Source organism: Escherichia sp. WS3227_2, from assembly GCF_046486495.1.
GTDB classification, from domain to species: domain Bacteria; phylum Pseudomonadota; class Gammaproteobacteria; order Enterobacterales; family Enterobacteriaceae; genus Escherichia; species Escherichia coli.
In genome coordinates, this window is record NZ_JBJQLG010000002.1 from 136,249 (window position 1) to 151,818 (window position 15,570).

Annotated in this window: 16 protein-coding genes and 2 pseudogenes; 7 read left to right on the top strand and 11 right to left on the bottom strand. The window is 53.2% G+C overall.

Features of this window, described 5'->3' with window-relative positions; genetic code table 11:
* Window positions 1-59 precede the first annotated feature (59 nt).
* A complete protein-coding gene (gene deoD / locus ACJHXB_RS04080) occupies window positions 60-779 on the top strand; it encodes a purine-nucleoside phosphorylase (protein WP_000224877.1) in 720 nt (239 codons plus the stop codon).
* Window positions 780-939: 160 nt separating this feature from the next.
* Here deoD and ACJHXB_RS04085 read toward each other — a convergent pair whose 3' ends face one another.
* From ACJHXB_RS04085 to ACJHXB_RS04095, 3 genes are read right to left on the bottom strand one after another with little or no spacing between them, the layout of a single operon-like run.
* Window positions 940-1,203 (bottom strand): helix-turn-helix domain-containing protein, encoded by a 264-nt coding sequence (locus tag ACJHXB_RS04085; protein ID WP_001281310.1) that lies wholly within the window; start codon window positions 1,201-1,203, stop codon window positions 940-942.
* 31 nt (window positions 1,204-1,234) lie between these two features.
* Window positions 1,235-2,251 carry a lipoate--protein ligase LplA gene (gene lplA, locus ACJHXB_RS04090; protein ID WP_000105849.1) on the bottom strand — a complete coding sequence of 339 codons (1,017 nt, stop codon included), beginning with the start codon at window positions 2,249-2,251 and terminating at the stop codon, window positions 1,235-1,237.
* Between the two features lie 27 nt (window positions 2,252-2,278).
* Window positions 2,279-2,923: a YtjB family periplasmic protein gene (locus ACJHXB_RS04095; protein WP_000124615.1), complete on the bottom strand. Its 645-nt coding sequence runs from the start codon at window positions 2,921-2,923 to the stop codon at window positions 2,279-2,281.
* Between the two features lie 105 nt (window positions 2,924-3,028).
* On the opposite strand from ACJHXB_RS04095, the gene serB reads away from it, so the two are divergent.
* The 4 genes and pseudogenes from serB to nadS form a co-directional block, all read left to right on the top strand.
* Window positions 3,029-3,997 (top strand): phosphoserine phosphatase, encoded by a 969-nt coding sequence (gene serB / locus ACJHXB_RS04100; protein ID WP_001132956.1) that lies wholly within the window; start codon window positions 3,029-3,031, stop codon window positions 3,995-3,997.
* Window positions 3,998-4,045: 48 nt separating this feature from the next.
* Window positions 4,046-5,428 (top strand): DNA repair protein RadA, encoded by a 1,383-nt coding sequence (gene radA, locus ACJHXB_RS04105; protein WP_001029698.1) that lies wholly within the window; start codon window positions 4,046-4,048, stop codon window positions 5,426-5,428.
* Between the two features lie 20 nt (window positions 5,429-5,448).
* Window positions 5,449-6,681, top strand: coding sequence for a multifunctional transcriptional regulator/nicotinamide-nucleotide adenylyltransferase/ribosylnicotinamide kinase NadR (nadR, locus tag ACJHXB_RS04110; protein ID WP_000093813.1), 1,233 nt, complete (start codon window positions 5,449-5,451; stop codon window positions 6,679-6,681).
* 33 nt (window positions 6,682-6,714) lie between these two features.
* Window positions 6,715-6,843: pseudogene (nadS, locus tag ACJHXB_RS04115) on the top strand (NadS family protein); the annotation flags it as partial.
* Window positions 6,844-6,921: 78 nt separating this feature from the next.
* On the opposite strand, the gene ACJHXB_RS04120 reads toward nadS, so the two are convergent.
* The 7 genes and pseudogenes from ACJHXB_RS04120 to ACJHXB_RS04150 all read right to left on the bottom strand — a co-directional run bounded on the left by ACJHXB_RS04120 (window position 6,922) and on the right by ACJHXB_RS04150 (window position 10,521).
* The gene (locus ACJHXB_RS04120; protein WP_000576894.1) at window positions 6,922-7,470 is read right to left on the bottom strand and encodes a GNAT family N-acetyltransferase; all 549 of its coding nucleotides are present in this window, start codon (window positions 7,468-7,470) and stop codon (window positions 6,922-6,924) included.
* 83 nt (window positions 7,471-7,553) lie between these two features.
* Window positions 7,554-7,733, bottom strand: coding sequence for a hypothetical protein (locus ACJHXB_RS04125; protein WP_001407311.1), 180 nt, complete (start codon window positions 7,731-7,733; stop codon window positions 7,554-7,556).
* Window positions 7,693-7,809 (bottom strand): annotated as a pseudogene (locus tag ACJHXB_RS04130) (hypothetical protein); the annotation flags it as partial. The gene ACJHXB_RS04125 and the pseudogene ACJHXB_RS04130, both read right to left, overlap by 41 nt.
* Window positions 7,810-7,881: 72 nt before the next feature.
* Window positions 7,882-8,094 (bottom strand): DUF1471 domain-containing protein, encoded by a 213-nt coding sequence (locus tag ACJHXB_RS04135; RefSeq protein ID WP_000848792.1) that lies wholly within the window; start codon window positions 8,092-8,094, stop codon window positions 7,882-7,884.
* 157 nt (window positions 8,095-8,251) lie between these two features.
* Entirely contained in the window at window positions 8,252-8,668 is a 417-nt protein-coding gene (locus tag ACJHXB_RS04140) for an SRPBCC family protein (RefSeq protein WP_001140840.1), read from the bottom strand.
* A gap of 25 nt (window positions 8,669-8,693) precedes the next feature.
* Window positions 8,694-9,491 (bottom strand): SDR family NAD(P)-dependent oxidoreductase, encoded by a 798-nt coding sequence (locus tag ACJHXB_RS04145; protein ID WP_000762716.1) that lies wholly within the window; start codon window positions 9,489-9,491, stop codon window positions 8,694-8,696.
* Between the two features lie 19 nt (window positions 9,492-9,510).
* Window positions 9,511-10,521: an aldo/keto reductase gene (locus tag ACJHXB_RS04150; RefSeq protein WP_000023618.1), complete on the bottom strand. Its 1,011-nt coding sequence runs from the start codon at window positions 10,519-10,521 to the stop codon at window positions 9,511-9,513.
* 133 nt (window positions 10,522-10,654) lie between these two features.
* Here ACJHXB_RS04150 and ACJHXB_RS04155 point away from each other — a divergent pair, with 133 nt between their 5' ends.
* Window positions 10,655-11,542, top strand: coding sequence for a LysR substrate-binding domain-containing protein (locus ACJHXB_RS04155; RefSeq protein ID WP_000566334.1), 888 nt, complete (start codon window positions 10,655-10,657; stop codon window positions 11,540-11,542).
* Window positions 11,543-11,696: 154 nt separating this feature from the next.
* On the opposite strand, the gene ettA is transcribed toward ACJHXB_RS04155, so the two are convergent.
* Entirely contained in the window at window positions 11,697-13,364 is a 1,668-nt protein-coding gene (ettA, locus tag ACJHXB_RS04160; protein WP_000046749.1) for an energy-dependent translational throttle protein EttA, read from the bottom strand.
* 210 nt (window positions 13,365-13,574) lie between these two features.
* On the opposite strand from ettA, the gene sltY reads away from it, so the two are divergent.
* A complete protein-coding gene (gene sltY / locus ACJHXB_RS04165) occupies window positions 13,575-15,512 on the top strand; it encodes a murein transglycosylase (protein ID WP_000409419.1) in 1,938 nt (645 codons plus the stop codon).
* Window positions 15,513-15,570: the final 58 nt, after the last annotated feature.

Consider the following 15,570-nt stretch of genomic DNA (forward strand, 5'->3'; position numbering starts at 1 on the left):
CCTCACCCCGGCCCTCTCCCACAGGGAGAGGGTGAAAACATGTTGATAAGGATAAAACAATGGCTACCCCACACATTAATGCAGAAATGGGCGATTTCGCTGACGTAGTTTTGATGCCAGGCGACCCGCTGCGTGCGAAGTATATTGCTGAAACTTTCCTTGAAGATGCCCGTGAAGTGAACAACGTTCGCGGTATGCTGGGCTTCACCGGTACATACAAAGGCCGCAAAATTTCCGTAATGGGTCACGGTATGGGTATCCCGTCCTGCTCCATCTACACCAAAGAACTGATCACCGATTTCGGCGTGAAGAAAATTATCCGCGTGGGTTCCTGTGGCGCTGTTCTGCCACACGTAAAACTGCGCGACGTCGTTATCGGTATGGGTGCCTGCACCGATTCCAAAGTTAACCGCATCCGTTTTAAAGACCATGACTTTGCCGCTATCGCTGACTTCGACATGGTGCGTAACGCGGTAGACGCGGCTAAAGCACTGGGCATTGATGCTCGCGTTGGTAACCTGTTCTCCGCTGACCTGTTCTACTCTCCGGACGGCGAAATGTTCGACGTGATGGAAAAATACGGCATCCTCGGCGTGGAAATGGAAGCGGCTGGTATCTACGGCGTCGCTGCAGAATTTGGCGCGAAAGCCCTGACCATCTGTACCGTGTCTGACCACATCCGCACTCACGAGCAGACCACTGCCGCTGAGCGTCAGACCACCTTCAACGACATGATCAAAATCGCACTGGAATCCGTTCTGCTGGGCGATAAAGAGTAATTGTGTTTTGCTGAAAGGCGATTGCCTTGTGAAGCCGGAGCGGGAGACTGCTCCGGCTTTTTAGTATCTATTCATCAATAGCAACTGATTTATAGATTTACTATTATTTTTCATATGGATAGAAAATAAAATCCATTCAAGTATCTATTCACGAATCTATTCATTTATGTTCAGCCGTCATCCAGGAAGGGCATATCAGCAACTCTGGTGGACAACCATAAATTCCTGCCATTTTGCTTTTGATGTTTGAACTAAGCCGTTCCGTCTTTTCGATCTGTTTTAGAGAATTAATGGAGATACCTAACATTTTACTTACTTCAGCAAGTGATAGTTTATGCCTGATACGCACGGCGGTTAGCCAGGATATACCCTGGCTGAACATTAAATTGATAATCTCCCGTTCCTGGTTTTCCAGATCGCTCATATTTCCTTCCCTGGATATTTAAATCAGCGAGTTACCTTACCGCCCCCGCTATCCACGCAGACAACTCCCGTAGCTCTTTTTCCTGTTCCGGGAAGTCAACCAACAGCGCTTCGCACTCCTGTTGCAGCATATCCGCGCGGTACAGGCAGCCTTGCAGTCGCCCGGCGAGGGCTTCCAGCGGCGCGGGGTTGAGGCTGTCGGTAAACACCTGGGCGCGGGTGATATGGCCTTTTTCAACGTCGAAATGCAGTTCCACACCGCCCCAGGTAAAGCGTTCATCCAGCAGATGCGAGAATGCCGGAGCCTGACCGAAGTTCCATTCCCAGCTACTCTGGCGGGCAAAGGTTTCGGCGAAGTTTGGCAAGTCTGGCGTTTTGTCCGGGGAGATGATTTCTGCTTCCACGCGCTCGCCATAATGGGCGAAAAAGGCCTCGGTTATGGCCTCGCAAACCTGCTCATGGGTGATCCCCGGCAGCAGCTCGGTGAGGTTGGTCACTCGGGAACGTACCGACGTAATGCCTTTCGCCGCCAGTTTCTTTTTATCCGGATTGAGATAGTTTGCCAGGCGGCTAAGGTCGGCATTGAGCAGCAAGGTGCCGTGGTGGAAGCCGCGATCTTTGGTTTCGCGATAGGCCGAGCCTGAGACTTTGCGGTCGCCTTCGGCGGTTTTCACCACCAGATCGTTACGTCCGGACGCTTCGGCGCTGACGCCGAGCGCGTTCAGCGCATTAAGCACAATCGACGTGGAGATAGTTTTATCGTACTCCGGCTTGCCAGCCATAAAGGTAAAGCAGGTATTACCGAGATCGTGGAACACCGCGCCGCCACCGCTACTGCGCCGCGCCAGGCGGACGTTATCTTCTTCCATCCGCCGGGTATTACACTCTTTCCACGGGTTCTGTGCGCGACCAATCACTACCGTGTCGGCATTGCGCCAGAGAAACAGAACGCGCTGCGTGGCGGGCATCTGGCGAAAAATACACTCCTCCACCGCCAGGTTAAACCACGGATCGTAAGAGTCAGAGATGAGCAGGCGTAATGTGGACATAACGATTTCCTTTCTTGTAGTAATGGGTCACTCTTTTTTCTCGCTTTCTTCCTCTTCCGGCACCGGTTTGCTGGCGGTTAACAGGAAGGGCGATTGCTGCCAGCGGGTGCGTTTACCCTGTAGCAGCGTGCGGGTCAGCACAACGCCGATTGCCAGTGAGAGCAGCAACATCAGGCGTAAAATGTTAGTGGTGTTATCCACCTGTTGGGCTTCGGTGGCGAGCGTATGGGTGTCGAGCGTCAGGCGCAGATAGCCGAGCGGTCCGTTTTTCCCGGCAATAGGTTCGACAATCTGCTGGTTAAAATAGCCGCCCGCTTTTTTGCCGTCGAGCGCCAACCGGTCGCGCACTTCGACGCTTTCGCCAGAACGGGCGATAAGATCGCCTTGTTCGTCATACACGCCCGCGTCGAGGATGCGGCTTTCATCCGTTAACTGATCGAGGATCGCCTGAATGCGTTTTTCATCCGGTGAGTCGGTACGCATCAGCGGTGCAACGTTCAGCGTCACCTGACGCGCCAGGGTGCGGGCCAGTTCTTCCAGCTGTGGATTACGCTGTCGCTGGTGGTTTTGACTAAACCATGACGCTCCCTGCATCAGCGCCACTAACAAGGCAAGACAGAACAGGACAATCACTGCCCGATGCAGCCGGAATTTCAGTTTTGTGCGAGCCATCTTCCACCCTTTGAAAATTTGAGACTTAATGTTGCCAGAAGCAATGGATACAAGGTAGCCTCATGCGTTATTTTCCCTGCTTCGAACGATTTTACAGGAGCCTTAATGCCTAACATTACCTGGTGCGACCTGCCTGAAGATGTCTCTTTATGGCCCGGTCTGCCTCTTTCATTAAGTGGTGATGAAGTGATGCCACTGGATTACCACGCAGGTCGTAGCGGCTGGCTGCTGTATGGTCGTGGGCTGGATAAACAACGTCTGACCCAATACCAGAGCAAACTGGGCGCGGCGATGGTGATTGTTGCCGCCTGGTGCGTGGAAGATTATCAGGTGATTCGTCTGGCAGGTTCACTCACCGCGCGGGCTACGCGCCTGGCCCACGAAGCGCAGCTGGATGTCGCGCCGCTGGGGAAAATCCCGCACCTGCGCACGCCGGGTTTGCTGGTGATGGACATGGATTCCACCGCCATCCAGATTGAATGTATTGATGAAATTGCCAAACTGGCCGGAACGGGCGAGATGGTGGCGGAGGTAACCGAACGGGCGATGCGCGGCGAACTCGATTTTACCGCCAGCCTGCGCAGCCGCGTGGCGACGCTGAAAGGCGCTGACGCCAATATTCTGCAACAGGTGCGTGAAAATCTGCCGCTGATGCCAGGCTTAACGCAACTGGTACTCAAGCTGGAAACGCTGGGCTGGAAAGTGGCGATTGCCTCCGGTGGCTTTACTTTCTTTGCTGAATACCTGCGCGACAAGCTGCGCCTGACAGCCGTGGTAGCCAATGAACTGGAGATCATGGACGGTAAATTTACCGGCAATGTGATCGGCGACATCGTAGACGCGCAGTACAAAGCGAAAACTCTAACTCGCCTCGCGCAGGAGTATGAAATCCCGCTGGCGCAGACTGTGGCGATTGGCGATGGAGCCAATGACCTGCCGATGATCAAAGCGGCAGGGCTGGGGATTGCCTACCATGCCAAGCCAAAAGTGAATGAAAAGACGGAAGTCACCATCCGTCACGCTGACCTGATGGGGGTATTCTGCATCCTCTCTGGCAGCCTGAATCAGAAGTAATTGCTCGCCCGTCATCCTGCGGGCGGCACAGCATTAACGAGGTACACCGTGGCAAAAGCTCCAAAACGCGCCTTTGTTTGTAATGAATGCGGGGCCGATTATCCGCGCTGGCAGGGGCAGTGCAGTGCCTGTCATGCCTGGAACACCATCACCGAGGTGCGTCTTGCTGCGTCGCCAACGGTGGCGCGTAACGAGCGTCTCAGTGGCTATGCCGGTAGCGCCGGGGTGGCAAAAGTCCAGAAACTCTCCGATATCAGCCTTGAAGAGCTGCCGCGTTTTTCCACCGGATTTAAAGAGTTCGACCGCGTACTAGGCGGCGGCGTGGTGCCGGGAAGCGCCATTCTGATTGGCGGTAACCCAGGTGCGGGGAAATCCACGCTGCTACTGCAAACGCTGTGCAAACTGGCCCAGCAGATGAAAACGCTGTATGTCACTGGCGAAGAGTCGCTGCAACAGGTGGCAATGCGCGCTCATCGCCTTGGCCTGCCGACTGACAATCTCAATATGTTGTCGGAAACCAGCATCGAACAGATCTGCCTGATTGCCGAAGAAGAGCAACCGAAACTGATGGTAATTGACTCGATCCAGGTGATGCATATGGCGGATGTACAATCATCGCCTGGTAGCGTGGCGCAGGTGCGTGAAACGGCGGCTTATCTGACGCGCTTCGCCAAAACGCGCGGCGTGGCGATTGTCATGGTCGGGCACGTAACCAAAGATGGCTCGCTGGCTGGCCCTAAAGTGCTGGAACACTGTATTGACTGTTCGGTGCTTCTGGACGGCGATGCCGACTCCCGTTTCCGCACCTTGCGTAGCCATAAAAACCGCTTCGGCGCGGTGAATGAACTGGGCGTCTTCGCGATGACCGAACAGGGTCTGCGTGAAGTCAGCAACCCTTCGGCAATCTTTTTAAGCCGCGGTGATGAAGTGACCTCCGGTAGCTCAGTGATGGTAGTGTGGGAAGGAACGCGTCCGCTGCTGGTGGAGATCCAGGCGCTGGTCGATCACTCGATGATGGCGAATCCACGCCGCGTGGCGGTAGGGCTGGAGCAAAACCGTCTGGCGATCCTGCTGGCTGTCTTGCACCGTCACGGTGGTCTGCAAATGGCCGATCAGGATGTATTTGTGAACGTGGTCGGCGGCGTGAAGGTAACCGAAACCAGCGCCGACTTGGCGTTACTGCTGGCGATGGTTTCCAGCCTGCGTGACAGACCGCTGCCGCAGGATCTGGTGGTGTTTGGTGAAGTCGGGCTGGCAGGGGAGATCCGCCCGGTGCCCAGCGGTCAGGAACGTATCTCAGAAGCGGCGAAACACGGTTTTCGCCGGGCGATTGTTCCGGCGGCTAACGTACCGAAAAAAGCGCCGGAAGGGATGCAGATTTTTGGCGTTAAAAAACTCTCCGACGCGCTTAGCGTGTTCGACGACTTATAATGAGAGATACGGAGGGAGATATGTCGTCATTTGATTACCTGAAAACTGCCATCAAGCAACAAGGCTGCACGCTACAGCAGGTAGCTGATGCCAGCGGTATGACCAAAGGGTATTTAAGCCAGTTACTGAATGCCAAAATTAAAAGCCCCAGCGCGCAAAAGCTGGAGGCGTTGCACCGTTTTTTGGGGCTTGAGTTTCCCCGGCAGAAGAAAACCATTGGTGTCGTATTCGGTAAGTTCTACCCGCTGCATACCGGACATATCTACCTTATCCAGCGCGCCTGTAGCCAGGTTGACGAGCTGCATATCATTATGGGCTTTGACGATACCCGTGACCGTGCGTTGTTTGAAGACAGCGCCATGTCGCAGCAGCCCACGGTGCCGGATCGTCTGCGCTGGTTATTGCAAACCTTTAAATATCAGAAAAATATCCGTATTCATGCCTTCAACGAAGAGGGCATGGAGCCGTATCCGCACGGCTGGGATGTGTGGAGCAACGGCATCAAAAAGTTTATGGCTGAAAAGGGGATCCAGCCGGACCTGATCTACACCTCGGAAGAAGCCGATGCGCCACAGTATATGGAACATCTGGGGATCGAGACGGTGCTGGTCGATCCGAAACGCACCTTTATGAGTATCAGCGGTGCGCAGATCCGCGAAAACCCGTTCCGCTACTGGGAATATATTCCCACCGAAGTGAAGCCGTTCTTTGTGCGTACCGTGGCGATCCTTGGCGGCGAGTCGAGCGGTAAATCAACCCTGGTAAACAAACTTGCTAATATCTTCAACACTACCAGTGCATGGGAATATGGTCGCGATTATGTCTTTTCACACCTTGGCGGTGATGAGATCGCATTGCAGTATTCCGACTACGATAAAATCGCGCTGGGACACGCTCAATACATTGATTTTGCAGTGAAATATGCCAATAAAGTGGCGTTTATCGACACTGATTTTGTCACTACCCAGGCGTTCTGCAAAAAGTACGAAGGGCGGGAGCATCCGTTCGTGCAGGCGCTGATTGATGAATACCGTTTTGATCTGGTGATCCTGCTGGAGAACAACACCCCGTGGGTGGCGGATGGTTTACGCAGCCTCGGCAGTTCGGTGGATCGCAAAGAGTTCCAGAACTTGCTGGTGGAGATGCTGGAAGAGAACAATATCGAATTTGTGCGGGTTGAAGAGGACGATTACGACAGCCGTTTCCTGCGCTGTGTGGAGCTGGTGCGGGAGATGATGGGCGAGCAGAGATAACCGTGACGAAACGGCTCAAAGGCGAGGTATAAAATGAGTTTTTTTGATAAGTTGAAAACCTCTCTGGAAGAGGCTGTTGAGATTAAACAAGGTTTAAAAGAACCTGCACGGGTGACCCGCTACGAAATTGCGGATGCTAAGGCTATTCGTGAGCAACTTCATACTCCAACTGACCGGTTGCGTAGCCAGAATGCAATCAAATCTGACAGTCCGCTTCGAGCGAAAATCGGAAGTTAGTAGCTAGTTACCCAATAACTGCTCCCACTCTTTCTTGAGTAGAGCGAAAATAAATGTATCATCATATTTTTCTACACCATTATCATGTGTGAACGAGACAAACTCTTTAAAACATCCCTCCTGTCGCATATGGAGACGAGCACATAGTTTCTGAGAGGCAAAATTATAGTCTTCAACATATGCATAAAGACGTCTGGCTTCTTTTTCAAAAAACAAATATTGAAATAACGCAGTGACAGATTCTGTAGCATAGCCTTTACCTTCATACCTCTTGTTAAAATGCCAGCCAACTGACCAGGTATTTCTGTCAGACTCCCCCTTATTATCAGCAAAGAGATGACCAATTAATTCATCAGTCTCTTTAAGGCAAACGGCAAACTGGCTGTTATCAAGGATTCTGCTGTCTATTTCTTTTATCGCATCTTCCAGGGAGTTGAGTTTTTCGTCCTGAAAACAAGGTGTGCGAGGTGAAGACAGATAATCGAAAAGTGCAGATGCATCTTTATTTTTGAATGCGCGAATAATGAGTCGCTCTGTAGTCATGAAGATCATGGAAACCTTATGTTATCTGGAGAACTTTTTGTGCATTCTACTAAATAATGATGCTTAGTCATATTAAGCTCATTCTGATGTGATCAATGTCTACTTTTGGCACTATACGGACGACCAAACCCAATCAGATCCGACCAGCCGTTAGCCAGTGCCAGTTCGGCGCGCGCTTTGGTGTATTTTCCGGAGTAAATCAGCGTGCCGTGGAAAATTATGCGCAGCGCTTCTGCTGATTTGCGTACCTTCGCAGATGATAAGTCCAGCACTGGCGCGCTGCGCGTAATAGGCCGCCATTATGTCAGTCGCAACGTCACCCGCGCGGGAACGCGTCGTCGGTGGCATTACAATACGGTTTATTAATGGCAACGCATTCAGCGCATATTTAGCAAATTACGTAATGGGTCCCTCGCGCGATTATTTATACAGTTCGGCACTCATGGTGACGGTATTGCCCATGCGAGCGCTGGTAATTTTGTATTCAGAGGCGTTCATCTCTTTCGCTTTCTGCGCAATAACCGCTTCAGCGGAATCCAGTGTTGTACCGGTTGCTGTCACGCTTTGCGCCGATGCGTTAAACGCCGCGACAGAGAAAAGAGAAGCCGTAAAAATTGCGATGATCGTTTTCATGTTTATATTCCAGAGTGTCTTAATTGTTTGGCGTTTATTAACGCGATGGGGAGAGAATACGCCTGCTGCCTGATAACATAAATGATACAAATGACAATAGACTATTCTGATTTTGTTAATAATCAGACGCCGGACGTTCCGACGCCTGTCGATTGCATCAGGCAACAAAGTTGTCCTTCAGCGCCTTGAGACCATCCCGATAGATGCCGGTAAACAGCGCTTCGGCCTCTTCGTTCGTCACATTCACCGGGGTGAATTCACCGAACCATTCCACACGGGAAACCTGGCTGTCGGCGGTTTCATGAACGGTAATGGTGGAGAGGTAATCCACCACCGGGAACGGTGCCTGAATAATGGAATAGGTATAACTGCGTTGACGGTTATCAAACGCTTCCAGACGTTCAACCACAGTGCCGCCGTCAGAGGTTGTCAGCGAACGAACGCGACCGCCTTCTGTCACTACGCTTTTCGGGATGAACGGCAGCCAGTCTGGCAGCGCATCAAAGCCGCCCATCAATTGCCATACGGCGTCGGTAGAAGCCGGAATTTCGATCGATACAGTTGTTTTAGCCATGATAATTTTCTCTTAATTTATAGGGTTACATAGTCAGGGTGTCGACGACACCGCCATCGACGCGCAGGGCTGCCCCTGTGGTTGCCGAGGAAAGCGGTGACGCGAGATAAACCGCCAGATTCGCTACTTCTTCCACATCCGCCGCACGCTGGATGATGGAGCTCGGACGCGAGGTTTTAACAAACTCATCGGCCTGTTCACGCGCACTGCGTCCCGATTGTGCAGCGGCATCCGCCAGCATCTCTTTCAGGCCATCGGTAAAGGTTGGCCCTGGCAGAATGGCGTTGACGGTCACACCGGTCCCCGCCAGTCGTTTCGCCAGACCATGAGAAACCGCCAGATTCGCGGCTTTGGTGACGCCGTAGTTGATCATGTCGCCAGGGATTGCCACGCCGGATTCGGACGAGACAAAAATAATCCGCCCCCAGCCCTGTTCCGTCATGCCTGGCGCATAGTGACGCGCCAGACGAACGCCGGAGAGGACGTTGACGTTATAGAAGTGCATCCACTCATCATCCGGAACGCTAAAGAAATCTTTATCGTTAAAAATGCCCAGATTATTGACCAGCACATCAGCCGTTGGGACTGCAGCGATCAGCGCAGCCACGCCGTCTTCGGTGCTGAGATCCGCCACCACGCCGCGCAGTGACGCTGTGGGGGTTTGTGCCGCAATCGCAGCCATGGCGTCATCAACGCCGCTCTGTTTACGGCCGACGACAACCACCGTTGCGCCTGCTTTTGCCAGTCCGGCGGCGATACCCTGCCCAATGCCGGAGGTTGAGCCGCTGACCACCGCGACTTTACCTGTCAGATCCAGTTTCATCGTTTTCTCACCAGGTTGATTAACGGGTCGGCAGCGGAGCGTTTTCCGCAACCAGATTTTGACGGCGCATTTCTGCCCAGAATTCAGCCGGAACAGGCGCATTCAGTGCAGCCAGATCTTCTGCCATACGGCCAGGACGGCTGGAGCCAGGAATAACCGCTGCAACGGCCGGGTTTGCCAGCGCGAACTGCAGCGCAGCCGCTTTAACGTTCACATTGAAACGTGTGGCAATGGCGTTAATTTGCGCCACTTTCTGCTGGATGGCCGCAGAAGCTTTCTGATATTCAAAGTGCTCGCCGCCTGCCAGTACGCCAGAGCTGTACGGACCGCCCACAACAATATCCACGTTCTGTTCCAGTGCTTCTGGCATCAGGCGTTGCAGCGCACGTTCGTGATCCAGCAGGGAATAACGCCCCGCCAGCAGGAACGCATCTGGCTTCGGTTCGTCCAGCGCCAGCGTCAGTTCACAAGGTTCGACGCGGTTCACACCCAGTCCCCAGGCTTTAATCACACCTTCGTCACGCAAACGTGTCAGTGCACGAAACGCACCGGTACGGGCTATGTTGAACTGTTCCAGCCAGCTGTCACCGTAGAAGTCCTGTGCCGGGTCGTGGATCCAGACAATATCCAGACGGTCTGTTTTCAGGCGTTTCAGGCTGTCTTCAATCGAGCGCAGCGTGGCGTCAGCAGAGTAGTCATTCAGAATTTTGTTTTTCAGGCCGTGTTCGAACAGGCCACCTTTTTCACCGAAATCACGTTTTGCCGGATCTTCCATTTCGTCCAGCATGATGCGACCGACTTTGCTGCTCAGAACGTATTCATCACGTGGATACTGAGACAGCGCTTCGCCTATGCGGATTTCAGAAAGGCCAGAGCCGTACAGCGGCGCGGTATCAAAGTAACGCACGCCCAGGTTCCAGGCTTCGCTCACGGTGGCGTGGGCCTCGTCTTCCAGAATGGCACGGAACATGTTGCCGAGTGGTGCGCCGCCTAAGCCAATTTTGCCGGGAAGTAAATTTTTGATGCTCATAAGATGTCCTCAATTATTCGGTTTGGGTTAGGGCATTTTTTTGCTATCGCCCTGTGACGTGGATCACAATACCTTGCGAGGTTGTGACTTGATAGGACATAATTCGTCTGACTTAAGTCCTTTGAGGTCTAACATGATTGATTTACGCCAACTGAAGTACTTCGTGGTGGTCGCAGAAGAAGAGCACGTGGGACGCGCAGCCGAGCGATTACATATCTCGCAATCACCGCTGAGCCGCCAGATTGCACAACTGGAAGAACGGCTGGGGCTGACGCTGTTTGAGCGTAATCAGCAGCGCATTCGCCTGACCGCTGATGGACAGACATTCCTTGCCGAAACACGTTCGTTGCTGACACACGCCAACCGCCTGGAGTCGTTAGGCAAACGCCTGGGACGGGGGGAAGATGGTGGCTTGTGTATTGGCTATATCGAAAACGCCATGCATTCCGGTGTGCTTTCTACGGCGCTACGTACGTTACGTGTATCGCGTCCGAATGTGCATATTGCACTTTACAGCCAACCACCGGCGACCCAGATTGAAGGCCTGCGCCAGCGCAGTCTCGATTTTTCTCTGGTCGATACGCCGCCCACCGACAGCGAGCAGGATCTGGAATATATTCAGGTTCTGGATGATCGAATGTTGTTGGCCTTACCGCAAAATCATCCTCTGGCGCAGGAGGAAAACCTTGTCGCGTCACAACTTGGCGATGAGCAGTGGATTGCGGTGATTCATAACGACGATGCGCATTCTCGCGATCATTTTGTCGCCGCCTGTGTTAACGCCGGGTTTAATCCTGATATTCGCCTGGAAGCGGGTGAACCCCTCACGGCATTAGGTCTGGTCGCTGCGGGATTAGGTCTGGCCTTAATTCAACATAGTCTGCGTCATAATGCGCCGGAAGGGGTGGTATTACGTGAATTGCCGTGGATGAATTATTCAACGCAATTATGGGCAGCCTGGCATAAAGCCAACCAACGTCCGCTGGTTTCCCATTTCCGCCAGATTTTGCGCGGTGAATAAAACGTTAAGCGGGAACCATGAGTTCCCGCTTGATTTGAGATGTCAGTCCGCATCTGAGCTAATACGCTTAAAGAAAATTCTGCCTTTTCCGGGGACTCATCATTTAACTAATACCGGCTGCGATGCTGGCGCGCCGCATCCGGCATTTTACGCATTACTTCGCAATGCGCTTGTACTTGATACGCTTCGGCTCCAGCGCGTCTGCGCCCAGCGTGCGTTTCTTGTACTCTTCGTACTCGGTAAAGTTACCTTCGAAGAACTCAACTTTACCTTCATCCTGGTAGTCCAGGATGTGCGTGGCGATACGGTCGAGGAACCAACGGTCGTGCGAGATAACCATCGCGCAGCCCGGGAACTCCAGCAGGGCGTTTTCCAGCGCACGCAGGGTTTCGATATCCAGGTCGTTGGTTGGTTCGTCGAGCAGCAGCATGTTGCCGCCAACTTGCAGCAGCTTCGCCAGATGCAGACGACCGCGCTCACCGCCGGAGAGTTCACCAACGCGTTTACCCTGATCAACCCCTTTAAAGTTAAAGCGGCCAACGTAGGCGCGGCTTGGCATCTCGGTGTTGCCGATTTTCATGATATCCAGCCCGCCGGAAACTTCTTCCCAAACGGTTTTGCTGTTATCCATTGAGTCACGGAACTGATCAACCGATGCCAGTTTCACCGTTTCACCCAAAGTGATGGTGCCGCTGTCCGGCTGTTCCTGACCAGAGATCATACGGAACAGCGTCGATTTACCCGCACCGTTCGGACCGATGATCCCGACGATCGCCCCTTTCGGGATCGAGAAACTCAGATCATCAATCAGCAGACGATCGCCATAGGATTTACGCAGATTGCTGACTTCCAGCACTTTGTCGCCCAGACGCGGTCCAGGTGGAATAAACAGTTCGTTGGTTTCGTTACGTTTCTGATATTCGGTGCTGTTCAGCTCTTCAAAGCGTGCCAGACGTGCTTTACCTTTCGACTGACGGCCTTTAGTTCCCTGACGTACCCACTCCAGCTCTTTCTCAATCGACTTACGACGCGCCGCTTCTTGTGAAGCTTCCTGCGCCAGGCGCTGATCTTTCTGCTCCAGCCAGGAGGAGTAGTTGCCTTCCCACGGAATACCTTCACCGCGGTCCAGTTCGAGGATCCAGCCTGCAACGTTATCGAGGAAGTAACGGTCGTGAGTAATCGCTACAACGGTGCCTTCGAAGTCGTGCAGGAAGCGTTCCAGCCACGCCACGGATTCGGCATCCAGGTGGTTCGTCGGTTCGTCGAGCAGCAGCATGTCTGGTTTTTCCAGCAGCAGGCGGCACAACGCCACGCGACGACGCTCACCACCGGAGAGGTTAGCGATTTTCGCGTCCCAGTCCGGCAGACGCAGCGCATCCGCCGCACGCTCCAGCTGAACGTTCAGGTTGTGACCGTCGTGAGCCTGAATGATCTCTTCCAGACGGCCCTGTTCAGCGGCCAGTTTGTCAAAATCGGCATCCGGATCGGCGTACAGCGCATACACTTCATCCAGACGTTTCAGAGCGTTAACCACTTCAGAAACCGCTTCTTCAATGGACTCACGTACGGTGTGTTCCGGGTTGAGCTGAGGTTCCTGCGGCAGATAACCAATCTTGATATCCGGTTGCGGACGCGCTTCGCCTTCGATGTCTTTATCAATGCCCGCCATAATGCGCAGCAGGGTGGACTTACCCGCGCCGTTCAGACCCAGGACACCAATTTTTGCCCCAGGGAAGAAACTCAGAGAGATGTTTTTCAAAATATGACGTTTCGGCGGAACAACTTTGCCGACACGATGCATGGTATAAACGAATTGAGCCACGTTGGACTTCGCCTCTATGTTTATCGTGATGATGAGTTTTCAAAGGCGAAGTGTAGCCTGTTTCCTTATCTAATCCCAGCCGGTCGATCACCCTCGCAGTAAAAGTAAAAAAGTGTCCGTAACGTGGCGTAAACGGCAATGACTGGTTAGCATAAATCTATTACGTGGCATGACGCTGCATTGATGTATTTACACTTAGAGGATGCGCTTGTGGAAAAAGCCAAACACGTTACCTGGCGGCTGTTGGCTGCCGGTGTCTGTCTGCTGACGGTCAGCAGTGTGGCGCGAGCCGACTCACTGGATGAGCAGCGTAGTCGTTACGCGCAAATCAAGCAGGCCTGGGATAATCGACAAATGGACGTGGTTGAACAAATGATGCCTGGACTGAAGGATTATCCGCTTTATCCCTACCTGGAATACCGTCAGATCACCGATGACCTGATGAATCAACCGGCGGTGACGGTCACTAACTTTGTTCGCGCTAACCCCACGCTTCCTCCCGCTCGCACGCTGCAATCTCGTTTCGTCAATGAACTGGCGCGGCGTGAAGACTGGCGTGGCTTGTTAGCCTTTAGCCCGGAAAAGCCCGGAACTACCGAAGCGCAATGTAATTACTACTATGCGAAATGGAACACCGGGCAGAGTGAAGAAGCCTGGCAAGGGGCGAAAGAGCTGTGGCTAACCGGCAAGAGCCAGCCTAACGCCTGTGACAAGTTATTCAGCGTCTGGCGTGCGTCAGGTAAACAAGATCCGCTGGCGTATTTAGAGCGTATCCGTCTGGCGATGAAAGCGGGTAACACTGGACTCGTAACAGTGCTGGCAGGGCAGATGCCTGCCGATTACCAGACTATCGCTTCGGCAATCATTTCACTAGCGAACAATCCTAATACGGTACTGACCTTCGCGCGTACAACCGGAGCGACCGATTTTACCCGTCAAATGGCGGCGGTGGCGTTTGCCAGTGTAGCGCGGCAGGATGCTGAAAATGCACGGCTGATGATCCCGTCGCTTGCCCAGGCGCAGCAGCTTAATGAAGATCAGATTCAGGAGCTGCGCGATATCGTCGCCTGGCGTTTGATGGGCAACGATGTCACCGACGAACAGGCGAAATGGCGTGATGACGCCATTATGCGTTCGCAATCTACTTCGCTTATTGAACGCCGTGTGCGAATGGCGCTTGGCACCGGCGATCGTCGCGGCCTGAATACCTGGCTGGCGCGTCTGCCGATGGAGGCGAAAGAGAAAGATGAATGGCGTTACTGGCAGGCGGATTTACTGCTGGAACGCGGACGTGAAGCTGAAGCAAAAGAGATTTTGCATCAACTCATGCAACAGCGTGGTTTCTACCCGATGGTTGCAGCACAACGCATCGGAGAAGAGTATGAGCTGAAGATTGATAAAGCGCCGCAGAATGTTGACAGCGCCCTGACTCAGGGGCCGGAGATGGCGCGCGTGCGCGAGTTGATGTACTGGAATCTCGATAACACCGCGCGTAGCGAGTGGGCCAATCTGGTGAAGAGCAAGTCAAAAACAGAGCAAGCTCAACTGGCGCGGTATGCTTTCAACAACCAATGGTGGGATCTTAGCGTTCAGGCAACGATCGCCGGGAAGCTTTGGGATCATCTGGAAGAGCGATTCCCGCTGGCTTACAACGATCTTTTCAAACGTTACACCAGTGGGAAGGAGATCCCACAAAGCTATGCGATGGCGATTGCCCGTCAGGAGAGTGCCTGGAATCCGAAAGTGAAATCGCCGGTAGGGGCCAGCGGCCTGATGCAGATTATGCCGGGCACGGCGACCCATACGGTGAAGATGTTCTCTATTCCTGGTTATAGCAGCCCAGGACAATTGCTGGATCCGGAAACGAACATCAACATTGGCACCAGTTACCTGCAATATGTTTATCAGCAGTTTGGTAATAACCGTATTTTCTCCTCAGCAGCTTATAACGCCGGACCAGGGCGGGTGCGAACCTGGCTTGGCAACAGCGCCGGGCGTATCGACGCAGTGGCATTTGTCGAGAGTATTCCGTTCTCCGAGACGCGCGGTTATGTGAAGAACGTGCTGGCTTATGACGCTTACTACCGCTATTTCATGGGGGATAAACCGACATTGATGAGCGCCACGGAATGGGGACGTCGTTACTGATCCGCACGTTTATGATATGCTATCGTACTCTTTAGCGAGTACAACCGGGGGAGGCATT